The sequence below is a fragment of the Streptococcus shenyangsis genome (assembly GCF_006385785.1).
GTDB lineage: Bacteria > Bacillota > Bacilli > Lactobacillales > Streptococcaceae > Streptococcus > Streptococcus shenyangsis.
Genome location: NZ_VFSH01000001.1, coordinates 35,291 through 47,944 on the forward strand (window position 1 = coordinate 35,291; position 12,654 = coordinate 47,944).

At 41.6% G+C, this 12,654-nt stretch carries 12 protein-coding genes; all 12 read right to left on the minus strand.

Annotated features, from left to right (window positions below; all coding sequences use genetic code 11):
- Positions 1–64 precede the first annotated feature (64 nt).
- The 12 genes from FJR77_RS00170 to ndk all read right to left on the minus strand — a co-directional run bounded on the left by FJR77_RS00170 (position 65) and on the right by ndk (position 12,645).
- The gene (locus FJR77_RS00170; protein WP_140833004.1) at positions 65–1,825 is read right to left on the minus strand and encodes an ABC transporter ATP-binding protein; all 1,761 of its coding nucleotides are present in this window, start codon (positions 1,823–1,825) and stop codon (positions 65–67) included.
- The gene (locus FJR77_RS00175; RefSeq protein WP_140833002.1) at positions 1,815–3,584 is read right to left on the minus strand and encodes an ABC transporter ATP-binding protein; all 1,770 of its coding nucleotides are present in this window, start codon (positions 3,582–3,584) and stop codon (positions 1,815–1,817) included. The genes FJR77_RS00170 and FJR77_RS00175 overlap by 11 nt, the downstream gene beginning before the upstream one ends.
- On the minus strand, positions 3,559–4,029 hold the full coding sequence (locus FJR77_RS00180; RefSeq protein ID WP_140833000.1) for a MarR family winged helix-turn-helix transcriptional regulator: 471 nt from the start codon (positions 4,027–4,029) through the stop codon (positions 3,559–3,561). Before FJR77_RS00180 ends, FJR77_RS00175 begins: the two co-directional genes overlap by 26 nt.
- 176 nt (positions 4,030–4,205) lie before the next feature.
- Positions 4,206–4,922 carry a YebC/PmpR family DNA-binding transcriptional regulator gene (locus FJR77_RS00190; RefSeq protein ID WP_000532879.1) on the minus strand — a complete coding sequence of 239 codons (717 nt, stop codon included), beginning with the start codon at positions 4,920–4,922 and terminating at the stop codon, positions 4,206–4,208.
- Positions 4,923–5,018: 96 nt separating this feature from the next.
- Positions 5,019–6,389: an MATE family efflux transporter gene (locus tag FJR77_RS00195; protein WP_140832998.1), complete on the minus strand. Its 1,371-nt coding sequence runs from the start codon at positions 6,387–6,389 to the stop codon at positions 5,019–5,021.
- Positions 6,390–6,609: 220 nt separating this feature from the next.
- Positions 6,610–7,764: a recombinase RecA gene (gene recA / locus FJR77_RS00205; RefSeq protein WP_140832996.1), complete on the minus strand. Its 1,155-nt coding sequence runs from the start codon at positions 7,762–7,764 to the stop codon at positions 6,610–6,612.
- A gap of 54 nt (positions 7,765–7,818) precedes the next feature.
- Positions 7,819–9,075 carry a competence/damage-inducible protein A gene (locus FJR77_RS00210; RefSeq protein WP_140832994.1) on the minus strand — a complete coding sequence of 419 codons (1,257 nt, stop codon included), beginning with the start codon at positions 9,073–9,075 and terminating at the stop codon, positions 7,819–7,821.
- A gap of 90 nt (positions 9,076–9,165) precedes the next feature.
- On the minus strand, positions 9,166–10,182 hold the full coding sequence (gene lytR, locus FJR77_RS00215) for a glycopolymer--peptidoglycan transferase LytR (RefSeq protein ID WP_140832992.1): 1,017 nt from the start codon (positions 10,180–10,182) through the stop codon (positions 9,166–9,168).
- 7 nt (positions 10,183–10,189) lie between these two features.
- Positions 10,190–10,708 carry a GNAT family N-acetyltransferase gene (locus FJR77_RS00220; RefSeq protein ID WP_140832990.1) on the minus strand — a complete coding sequence of 173 codons (519 nt, stop codon included), beginning with the start codon at positions 10,706–10,708 and terminating at the stop codon, positions 10,190–10,192.
- A complete protein-coding gene (gene tsaE / locus FJR77_RS00225; protein ID WP_140832987.1) occupies positions 10,698–11,141 on the minus strand; it encodes a tRNA (adenosine(37)-N6)-threonylcarbamoyltransferase complex ATPase subunit type 1 TsaE in 444 nt (147 codons plus the stop codon). Before tsaE ends, FJR77_RS00220 begins: the two co-directional genes overlap by 11 nt.
- Before the next feature lie 237 nt (positions 11,142–11,378).
- Positions 11,379–11,999, minus strand: coding sequence for a hypothetical protein (locus tag FJR77_RS00235; protein ID WP_140832983.1), 621 nt, complete (start codon positions 11,997–11,999; stop codon positions 11,379–11,381).
- A 232-nt stretch (positions 12,000–12,231) separates the two neighbouring features.
- The gene (gene ndk / locus FJR77_RS00240) at positions 12,232–12,645 is read right to left on the minus strand and encodes a nucleoside-diphosphate kinase (protein ID WP_140832981.1); all 414 of its coding nucleotides are present in this window, start codon (positions 12,643–12,645) and stop codon (positions 12,232–12,234) included.
- Positions 12,646–12,654: the final 9 nt, after the last annotated feature.

Below are 12,654 nucleotides of genomic sequence, written 5' to 3' on the forward strand. Positions count from 1 at the left end.
TGCAGGGAAGCACTTGTCTTCTAGTATAGTGCAGAAAAAGAAGGCCGTCAAGCCTTCTTTGGGTTTATTCTTCTGCTTCGTCTTCTGTAAACTGACTGTTATAAAGGTCAGCGTAGAAGCCTCCTTGTGCCATCAGCTCATCATGATTGCCTTGCTCGATGATATTGCCATCTTTCATGACAAGAATCAGATCAGCATTTCGGATAGTAGACAAGCGGTGGGCAATGACAAAGGAAGTTCTGCCATCCATCAAACGGTCCATGGCTTTCTGAATCAATTCCTCCGTCCGTGTATCAACAGAAGAGGTCGCCTCATCCAAAATCAAGAGTGGCGCATCTTTCAGCAAAGCACGAGCAATGGTCAAGAGTTGTTTTTGTCCGACAGACAAGGTCACTGTGTCGTCCAAGACGGTATCGTAACCATCTGGTAGGGTCATGATAAAGTGGTGAATCCCTACAGCCTTGCTGGCTTCAATCACGCGCTCATCACTAATACCCTCTTGGTTATAGATAAGATTGTCGCGAATAGTACCTTCAAAGAGCCAGGTGTCCTGCAAGACCATTGAAAAGGCATCGTGTACTTCCGAACGCTTCATAGTCTTGGTATCCACGCCATCGATGCGGATACTTCCCTTATCAATCTCATAGAACTTCATCAAAAGATTGACAATGGTTGTCTTACCAGCCCCAGTCGGTCCGACAATGGCAACCTTTTGACCTGCATGAGCTGTCGCAGAAAAGTCATGGATAATGGTTCGCTCTGGTGTGTAACCAAAGGAAACTCGATCAAAGACCACTTGCCCTTTCATATCGCTCAATTGTCTTTCTTTATGAGATTCGTCTTCCATTTCCTCTTCAGCTAGGAATTCGAAGACACGCCCCATGGCTGCGCTAGCCTGCTGAAGACTAGTAATCCCTTGGGCAATTTGTGAAAGAGGCTGAGAAAAGATACGAACGTAGGCCATAAAGGCAACGATAATCCCGATACTAATCTGCCCATTCAGAGCCAAGGCTGCACCAACGATAATCACTAAAGCATAGCTAAAGTTCCCAATGAACATCATGATTGGCATCATAATCCCTGAAATAAATTGAGATTTCCAGATACTGTCATATAGACGATGGTTTAATTTCGCAAACTCTTCTTTGGTGCTTTCAATAGCATTGTAACTGGTCACCACATTATGGCCAGAGTACATTTCCTCCACATAGCCATTGACAGCCGCCAAATCCTGTTGCTGACTCTTAAAGAAGCCCTGCGATTTGCCCATAAAGACGGATACGAAAGCAAAACCAATAAGAGTTGAAACAACCGTCACCGAGGCTAAAATCCAGTTCATCCCAAACATGGTTACCAAGACTGCCACGACCAGTAAAATTGATGAAAGAACTGTTCCCAGACTTTGATTGAGGGATTGGGCTGCAGTATCAACGTCATTGGTCACACGAGACAAGGTATCCCCCTGAGAATGTCCATCAAAATACCCCAATGGAAGGCGATTAATTTTCTCTGCAATCGCTCTTCTCAAACGCTCTGAAAAACGTTGAATGGCTGTTGTAAACAGAAAGGCCTGCAAATAATTTGATAGGAGTCCAATCACATAGATGACGGCTAAAAAACCACCAATAGCTGCAACCGCAGCGACATCCACACTTGTTTCTAGCCCACTGGCAATGATATTGGTCATTTCCTTGATACGAGTCGGCCCATATACAGTAATGATATTGGATAAGATTGTTGCTAGAAAGGCGATCAGAAGGGCAAACTGGAGACCTGCAAGGTAGGGTTTACTCTGTTTCCAGAGCGACAGTTTTTTATATTCCATGTTCCAATTCCTCCTTCGATAATTGTGAATAGGCAATTTCTTGGTAAACTTCGTTGGTAGCTAGAAGTTCCTTGTGGGTGCCTTGCCCCACGACTTTTCCTTGATCCAAGACCAAAATCAAATCTGCATCCATAATCGTTGAAATACGCTGTGCGACGATAAGCTTGGTCATAGATTTTGTTTTCTCTGCTAGCTCTTGGCGTAGGACACGGTCTGTCTTGTAGTCCAAGGCTGAAAAGGAGTCATCAAAGATGAGGATTTCTGGCTTCCGAGCCAAGGCACGCGCAATGGCCAGACGCTGTCTTTGACCACCTGAGAAGTTGGTTCCTCCTTGGGCTACTTCTGACTCCAAGCCAGCTTCCTTATCCTCGATAAAGTTCTTAGACTGGGCCAATTCTAAGGCTTGCCACATAGCTTGTTCACTAAGCGGTGTTTCTTGACTCTGTCCAAAGTCTAGATTGCCCTTGACATCACCTGAAAAGAGTACAGCTTTTTGTGGTATATAACCGACCTTATTGCGCAAATCTTCCAAACCGTAGTCTTGAACATTAACTCCGTTCACTAGAATTTCTCCTGCTGATACGTCATAGAAACGTGGAATCAGATTGACCAGAGTTGATTTACCAGAACCTGTTGACCCAATAAAGGCCACTGTTTGACCAGCGTCTGCTCTAAAACTAACATTCTCAATAACCGCCTCCGAATTTGCAGCATAGCGGAAGGTCACATCCTTAAACTCGACCTGACCTTTGAGATTTTCATCAGCCAGCTGCGCTTGAGCAGGATTTTGGATAGAGGAATGCAAATCTAAAACTTGATTGATCCGCTTGGCAGAAACCATGGTTCGAGGAAGAACGATGAAGAGTGCTCCCATGAGAAGGAAGCCCATGACAACCTGCATGGCATAAGACATGAAAACAATCATGTCACTAAAGAGAGGCAGACGCACTATCGGAGCAGCGTCGTTAATCACATAGGCCCCAATCCAGTAAATCGCCACACTCAAACCACTTGAAATCCCCATCATGATAGGGTTCAAAATAGCCATAAGACGGTTGACAAACAAATTCAAGCGTGTCAATTCATCATTTGCTGCTGCAAATTTTTCATTTTGGTAATCCTCTGCATTGTAGGCACGAACAACACGAATACCTGTTAAACTTTCACGAGTAATACTGTTCAATTTATCAGTCAGACTTTGAATCAAGGACTGTTTTGGAAAGGCTAGCGTCATCAAAACAGTCGTCATCAAGACATTGACAATCACTGCCACAAGTACGGCCCAGAGCCAGTATTCTGAATGACCTAAAATCTTCCCAATAGCCCAGATAGCCATAATCGGACCACGCGTAACCACTTGCAAGCCCATGGTAATCAACATCTGAACCTGAGTAATATCATTGGTGGTACGAGTTAGGAGACTGGGAATAGAGAATTTCTTAATCTCTGTCTGTGAGTAGTCTAAAACTCGGTTAAAAATATCACTTCTCAGCCTACTAGTATAAGAGGCAGCCACTCTGGACGCAAAAAATCCAACTGCAACTGCGGACAAGAAGGTCAGAAAGGACATTCCCACCATCATACCTGCTGGCTGCCATAACTCATCCAAGTTGGTTCCCTGAGTTCCAAGCAAATCCGTGATTTTAGAGATATAAGTTGGCACTTCTATCTCTAGATAGACCGAAAAGCAAGTAAAGAGAATGGCTAGTAAAATCATCCCCCATTCTTTTCCACTAATTCGTTTGGCTAATTTCTTCATTCTCTCCTCCTATTCCCTTGATATTTTCCTGTAGTTGACCGAGAACTTTCTCAAAAATCAGTAATTCATCTTCATCAATGTCTTCCATCAACTGCTTGTCTATTCGTTCAAAAAAAGCCTTAACCTCTTGCATCTGAGAACGTGATTTATCCGTCAAACGAACAAATTTTGCCCGCTTATCGCTAGGACTCGCCTCCAATTCCACCAAACCATTTTGCACCATACGTTTGACCAGATTACTAGCAACAGACTTGGTAATATTGAGTTCCTGCTCGATATCTTTAATCAAGACCAAGTCTTGGTTTTTCTCACGATTATCCAAAAAACGCACAACCTGACCTTGAGGCCCACCCATAAATTCAATACCACAACGTTTGGCTTCCTTTTGCACCATCAGGTGAATCTGATGACCAAAACGCTTAAAGACTAACATCGGTTTATCCATACTAACTCCTTTCTAACTATCACATTTAGTTCTCCTAGGAACTAAACAAGTTTCCATGAGAACTATTTTACCATTTTGAAAAGAGATGTCAAGAAAAAGTTTCCTAGAGAACTATTTTCTTGATTCAAAAAATCCCAAGTGATTTTTTCACTTAGGATCATATTCTCTAGGTTAAATTAGAAGCCGTCTACGTTTGTGTAGATTTTTTGTACGTCTTCGTCGTCTTCAAGGACACTGTAAAGTTTTTCAAAGGTTTCAAGGTCATCGCCTGACAATTCCACTTCTGACTGAGGAATCATTTCCAATTCAGTAACTTGGAATTCTTCGACACCTGACTCACGGAGGGCAACGATAGCCTTATGAAGGTCAGTTGGCGCTGTGTAAACCGTGATTGTGCCTTCTTCTGCTTCTACATCGTCCACATCCACATCTGCTTCGAGCAATTGCTCAAAGACTGCATCTGCATCTTCGCCAGCAAATACGATAACACCCTTGTTGTCGAAGAGGTAAGAAACCGAACCTGAAGCGCCCATGTTTCCGCCATTTTTACCAAAAGCTGCACGGACATTGGCCGCTGTACGGTTAACGTTTGAAGTCAAAGTATCAACAATCAGCATAGAACCATTTGGTCCAAAACCTTCGTAACGTCCTTCTGTAAAGGTTTCGTCTGTGTTTCCTTTTGCTTTATCAATTGCTTTATCGATAACGTGTTTTGGCACTTGGGCTTGTTTAGCACGGTCGATAACGAATTTCAAAGCTGAGTTTGATTCTGGATCTGGATCACCTTTTTTAGCTGCTACATAGATTTCTACACCAAATTTTGCATATACTTTAGAGTTAGCTCCATCTTTAGCCGTTTTCTTGGCTACGATATTGGCCCATTTACGTCCCATTAGGAATCTCCTTTTTTCACATTTTAATCCTTCTTATTATAACACAAGTTTTTTCGATTTTCACTAGAGGAAATAGATTTTATTCAGTAAATCCAACTAGGATTGCACTTTGGTTACCAAGATTGCCTTGCCTTCTTTTATCAAGGGGTGACGAAACAGTGAGAAGTACAGCTGAATGGTCATGGCAACCCAGATTAGGGGTTCGCAAAGGATAACTCCCTTATAGCCCGCCCAAGGAATAATCAAGACCACAAAAGCGATTTTTCCGATTAGTTCAATAAAGCTAGAAACCAGAGGAAGGACTTTTTGCCCCAAGCCCTGCAAGCAGTTGCGATAAATCAACAAGAGACTCAAAATAGGATAAAAAGCTGAGCTGATTTGCAGGTAGAGACTTCCATTTTCTATCAAGTAACCATCCGTCGAACTAGCCAAGAAGGAAACCAAGGCTGGACTGGCAAAAAAGAGGAAGATACAAACAAAAACTGCCCAGGACATACTTAGACGACTGCCGATTCGAAGACCTTGAACAATGCGGTCTGGTCGCTTAGCCCCAAGATTCTGAGAAGCAAAGGTCGTCATAGAAGCAGAGATAGCGGTCATAGGAAGAAGGGCGAAGGCCATAATGCGTCGCGCAGCTGTTTGAGCACTAATAATCACTGCACCAAAGGTATTAACAGAAGACTGTAAAATCACACTGCCGATAGATACAATCGAACTCATCAAGCCCATAGCCAAACCTTGCTCCAAGAGATCCGCGTACAAGGCCTTGTCCCATTTAAAATGTTTCAGCTGAGGTAGAAGTTCTGGAACACTCTTGCGAATATAGTAAAAACAGAGAACCGCTGATAAGCCTTGCGAAATAATGGTAGCAAGTCCCGCGGATTGAACTCCCAGATGCAATTGCGTAATAAAATACAAATCCAAAACCACATTGACCAAGGCAGAAAAAATCAAAAATCCAAGGGCAGCTAGACTGTCCCCAATAGACCGCAACAAGCCTGCAAAAAGATTATAAGCAAAGCTGACACCAACACAAGTCACAATCATAGAAATATATTGATAAGATTGAGGAAGGATTTCTGTAGGGGTATCCAAGTACTGTAAAAGAGGATACAAACCAAGAAAGCCCAGCAGCATAACTACAATACTCAAAAGAGCACCTAAAATCCAGGTGGCTGCTACTGCTTCCTTTATTTTAGTGAAATTTCGAGCCCCATAATAACGGGCAATGACAATCCCCATCCCATTGCCAACACCAAGAGTAAAACCTACAATCAGGTCAAAGATTGCTGTTGTCGCCCCTACTGCAGCCAAGGAATCTTGACCAAGAAAACGCCCAACAATCAAGACATCAGCAGTATTATAGAGCTGTTGAAAAATATTTGACAGTAAGATTGGGAAGGCAAAACTCACAAGCGAGGGAAGAATAGGACCATGTATCAGGTCCACTGTTCGTTTTTTATTCATAAGGCTATTATATCAGCTTTCTAGAGGAGCGACAAGAAACAGCAAACTATAGGCAATCTGAAATATTGAACAAAGAATCGAAAAAGCAGTGGATTCCTCCACTACTTTGACAGCTTATACTCAATGAAAATCAAAAAGCAAACTAGGAAGCTAGCCACAGACAGTACTTGAGTACGGCAAGGCGAAGCTGACGTGGTTTGGATTTGATTTTCGAAGAGTATTATTCTTCAATTTCGATTTCAAGCTCATCTCCTAGGTCAAGGGTTACTTCTTCATTCACTGAATCTGCTTGAACTACTTCATCTTTTTTGCTTTCAGTAGCTTCTTCTCCATCAATCAAACCAAATTGAACACGGACTTGATGGTCGATTTCATCAAAGACTTCTGGGTGATCTGCCAAGTATTTCTTAGCATTTTCAGAACCTTGCCCGATTTTCTCATCCTTGTAAGAGTACCAAGCTCCTGCTTTTTTGATGATATCCAAATCGCTTGCGATTTTCAAGAGCTCACCAGTCTTAGAAATCCCTTCTCCGTACATGATTTCAACGAAGGCTTCCTTAAATGGTGGAGCCACCTTGTTTTTCACGACCTTAATCTTGGTTTCTTTACCGACATTGGTATCTTTTTGGTCACCAGTTCCCTTGATTTGTGTGCTTCCACGAACATCCAGACGCACTGATGCGTAGAATTTCAGAGCACGTCCACCAGGAGTTGTTTCTGGATTTCCAAACATGACCCCAACTTTTTCACGCAATTGGTTGATAAAGATGGCAATTGTTTTAGTTTTATTAATAGAAGCACCAAGTTTACGCATGGCCTGGCTCATCATACGAGCCTGCAAACCAACGTGGCTATCACCGATATCTCCATCAATTTCCGCACGAGGTACAAGGGCAGCAACTGAGTCGACTACGACAAGATCTACAGCACCTGAGTCAATCAATTTTCCTGCAATCTCAAGACCTTGCTCTCCTGAGTCTGGTTGTGACAAGAGCAATTCGTCAATATTGACACCAAGGGCCGCAGCATAAGCTGGATCGAGGGCATGTTCCGCATCGATAAAGGCTGCAATACCACCTTCTTTTTGCGCTTGTGCAACTGCATGAAGGGCAACTGTTGTCTTACCAGATGACTCTGGCCCATAGATTTCAATGATACGTCCCTTAGGATAACCACCTGAACCAAGGGCAATGTCAAGAGCCAAAGAACCTGAGCTCATCACTTGCACCTTTTGCTCCGCACGTTCACCCAAACGCATGATTGAACCTTTACCAAAGTCTTTCTCAATCAATTTGAGAGCGTCATTCAAGGCCTTTTCACGTTCTGCCCCAAATTTTTTTGAAATTTCTTCTAATTTTTTTGGTTTTTTCGCCATTCTATTCTCCTACATTCTAATGGTCCTCAGACCTATCTACTATTATATCAAAAGTTAGTGACTTAATAAAGCCTTGCGAACTAGGTTAAAGGCATGCATAACCGCAATGTGACGTACATCTGCTCGACTTCTGCCTCCAATATTCACCTTGATGACCTTAGTTCCATGCTCCTGTGCCAAGCCTACGAAGACTGTTCCAGCTGGGTTTCCTTCGAGGCTATCTGGTCCTGCCACTCCAGTCAAACTAATGCCAAAATCTGACTGGGTCTTGATTCGCGCCTGCTCAGCCATCTTCTGAGCTGTAAATTCAGACACTACACCATGTTCTTCCAAATCCTTGACAGGAATATCCAACATTTTTGATTTTTCCTCCAGGCTATAGGTTACAAAACCACCCTTAAATATACTTGAAGCACCCGAAAAATCAGCTACGCTGGCTTGGAAAAGCCCTGCCGTCAAACTCTCTGCAGCCGTGATGGTTTTCCCTTGCCTTTTCAGTTCTTCTACCACAATGCTGGCTAAACTAGTTTCTTCCCCATAACCATAGCAAAGTTCTCGTAAACAAATTCCTTCAAAGGTCTGATAATCCAAGATTTGGTTTTCTAAGATATCCAGCGCTTGATTCGCCTCTTCTTGACTGCTAACCTTTGTTGACAAGCGCAGTGTTACCTCTCCTGTCTTGGCATAGGGTGCCAAGGTCGGATCGGTTTGATTATCAATTAAATCAGCCAAAATGGTCACCAACTGACTTTCGCCAATTCCAAAAAAACGAAGAACTCGGGAATACAACTTACTCCCTGTCATCAACTTAGGTAGAAGTTGGTTTAAGACCATGGGTTTCAATTCACTTGGTGGACCTGGAAGGACGACGTAAGTCACTCCTTCGGCCTCTAACATCCCCCCCACAGCCAGTCCTGTTTCGTTGGGCATCGGAGTCGCTCCTTCTACAAGTTGAGCTTGTCTTTCGTTATTCGATGTTCGGGCATAGTCTGGTCTCTGAGCAAAAAAGACATCCAACTTCTCCTGCGCCTGAGGGTCAAAGACTAATTCTTTCCCTAAAAATTTAGCCAGAGTTTGTTTGGTCAAATCGTCCTCAGTTGGCCCTAAACCACCTGTCAAAATCACCAGACTGCTACGTTGACTGGCAATCTCAAGCAGGGATAAGAGACGGGCTTCATTGTCTCCTACAGCCGTCTGAAAATATACATCTACCCCAATCTCTGCTAATTTCTCCGATAAAAACTGGGCATTAGTGTTGACAATCTGTCCTGTCAAAATCTCTGTTCCAACAGCAATGATTTCTGCTTTCATGTTTCCTCCTACCTATCTATTCGTATTTTTTGAAAAAATCGCAGGAAATTTCCCACGATTGATTTTTTTATTTTATTTATAGTAAGAAAGTTAATTGTCTTCGTCACCAACGGGTGTTCGTCCAAATAAATCTTCAAATAAGACAACATTTGTTTCAAGCTGAGTGACTTCTTCTTGTCCCAAAGAACGTCTCAAAAGATTCTGCATTTCCAACATGTGGTTTCTCGTAACAATTTGATAAGAAACGCCTTGTAGCATCTCCCCTTCACCCTTCAACTGTTGTGTTTCAATGATTTTAAATGAATCTTTGTAGCCCAACAAGCTTGGAATACTTTTTGCAGATAAATCGATATTAGTCTGCATATTAGTACTTAGGGCTTTTAAGATAGACTGATAGTGACTGATACTATTTAAACTAAGAACTTTTTCAACAACTTTTTGAATGACTTCACGCTGACGCTTCTGACGTCCGTAGTCTCCTTCTGGGTCTTGATAACGCATGCGTGAATAAACAAGCGCTTCTTCTCCATTTATTGTCTGCTCTCCAACACCGATAGAAATGGTGTTAAATTCTTCTTGGTCACTGATAGAGATTGGGAAACCTAGTGTATTATTGACCGTAATACCTCCCACTGCATCGACTAATTGTTGCAATCCTTGCATATTAACCATAATGTAGCGATCGATATGGATATTCATCATCTTTTGAATTGTTTCTATCGCAAGTTCTGCACCACCACCAGCATAGGCAGCGTTTAGCTTCGCTTCTTCAATACTACCATCTTTATGTTGAATTTTAGTCAGGATATCACGTTCCAAACTCATCATCGTCGTTTTCTTTGTGTGAGGATTGACGGTCAGCAAAATCATACTGTCACTATTTCCAGCCCATTGATCTGTACGCTCTACGTTCCCAGTATCAACCCCCATTAACAGAATGGTCAAAGGTTCAGTTGCTTCGATAACCTTAGTTTCTTCTCCGATTTTTTTATAGGTTTTTGTCAAAGTCTCTGTACCTTGCTGATAAATAGTATAAGCAAAAACACCGACACCCAAAACTGTCACAGCTAGAAAAGCTAGCACCATTCCAATAATTTTTTTAACCATATTTCTACTAATCTATCAGTTTACCCATCAAGTAAACATCGATAAATTTCCCTTCTTCTATATATGCTCCACGCTCTTGGCGACCTTCAATTACAAAGCCATGCTTTTGATAAAGATGAACTGCTGCTTGATTACGAGTTTGGACAGTCAGTTGGAGACGACACAGAATGCCACTTGCTTGTGCCCACTCTATCGCTTCTTCTAGCAACAAACTTCCCAAACCATTATTCCAATATTTCTTACCAATCACAATAAAAAGGTCTCCAATATGACGAACTCTCTTACGTTGATCAGCTGTGATATTTACAAGGCCAGCAATTTTATCATTCAGTAAGGCAAGTAAAGTGATTTGATTTTCTGAGTGAGCCTGTTTATCCAAAAACAACTCCATCTCAGTGTCTGTCAATAGAATACCTTCCCCGTCCAGACTGGTAAAATCTGTCTCCAAACTTACACGATTTAAAAAGGCCACTAATTCAGCCGCATCATTAGGCTCTGCTTCCCTAATGAGCAATTCATACTCCATGTTGAAGCTCCTCTAAGAGTTTTTCTGCGCGCAAACCCTTTGCTTGGAAATGTAATCTGCGACCGTCTTCTTCTTTTAGAATTTCCAATTCTAAATAAGTATCTGGTAAGGCATCACCTAAAAGATGGCCCCACTCAATGACAGTCACTCCACCACCAAAGAGAAACTCATCCAAGTCGATAGAATCAGCATCCCCCTCAATACGATAAACATCTAGGTGATAAAGTGGAAGACGACCTTCATACTCTCTTACGATAGTGTAGGTTGGACTCTTAATCATCTGAGTAATCTGTAACCCTTTAGCAAGACCTTTTGTGAAAGTCGTTTTACCTGCGCCCAGTTCTCCAGTCAGAATTAAAACATCATTCTTTTCTAATAGATGACCCAAACGCTCCCCTAAGGCTTGCAGCTCTTCTTCATTTTTTGTGTACATATTCTTATTATACCAAAAACTTTTCTTTTGTGTCTATTTTCCTGCTAAACTTATACTCAATGAAAATCAAAGAGCAAACTAGGAAGCTAGCCGCAGGCTGCTCAAAACACTATTTTGAGGTTGTGGATAGAACTGACAGAGTCAATATCATATACCTACGGCAAGGCGACGCTGACGTAGTTTGAAGAGATTTTCGAAGAGCATTACCATCATAACACCCATAAAAACAAGCTTTCTCTAAAAGAAAATGAGCGTAGCAATGACCAATACAAGATCTCGGAAAATATGACCATAAAAGGAAACTTCCTTCTTAACCGAATTTGGGACAAGATAGGCTGCAAAAAACAAACCCAGTCCAATATAAATCAGAAGAGAGACAATGGTCATTGGATTTCTTAAGAAGAGAAGTGTTGCTAAAATAGTCACCAACACTGTCTTTTTTCTATCTAGCATAACAAGCAAATCGCGCATGTATTTTTTCAAGGGTAAAAAAATCAACAAATCTAGCCCAAATAGAAAGAAAAAGGATGGCAATAAAAAGTCAACTAATTCTTGCTGCAGCGTATTTTTGATGAACAAGTTATCTGACAGGACAAGAACAGCTCCTAACAAATTAATTAAGAGTAACATACTGTAAAAAAGCTTCACTGACTGCTTACTGGCTAGGACACTATGGACTTCTTGCTTACGGGTATAAAGATAATTTACTCCAGCACAGATTCCTGAAACGAAGACCATACTTCCGATGAAAAAAGCTGTACTTTGTTTAAAGAACAAGATACATTCCTTCCATAGGAAACAGCTACTCAAACTGATTTGAATTAAAGCTAACAAAAATAAGATTCTCATTGATTTCATCTTTTCTCTCCCCTCCTACCAATCATTATACTCGGAGAAAAGAGAGAACTGTTTCCAATCTTCTCAAATGTCTCTTTTAGACGCCAAACAAACACGAAAGGCTAAACTTGAAATCAAAAAAACGCACAATATCAAAGACTAAAAATTTGATATTATACGTCATATCTTAAAATAATTGACTATACTTTCTATTCAAATGAGCTTTTAACCAATCTCTTTGGTCAATCAACTCTTAAAACCAAAGAGCAATTTCTCGCTTAGCTGACTCTTCTGAATCTGAACCATGTACAACATTTTGAATAGCTTGGTTTTCACCAGCCGCTTTTGCAAAATCACCTCGAATCGTTCCTGGTAAAGCTTCTTCTGGACGAGTCGCACCCATCATAGTCCGCCAAGTTTCGATTACTTTGGGACCTGAAATGACACCCACAAGAACTGGGCCTGAAGTCATGAATTCACGAATCGGTGGGTAAAAATTTTGACCAACCAAGTCCTGATAGTGCTGGTCAATCAGCTCTTCTGAAATCTTTGTACGCAACTCCAATTTTTCGATTGTCAATCCACGTTGTTCAATGCGTTTCAACACTTCACCCACTAACCCTCTTTTTACACCGTCTGGTTTAATGATAAAAAATGTTTGTTCCATACCCGTCTC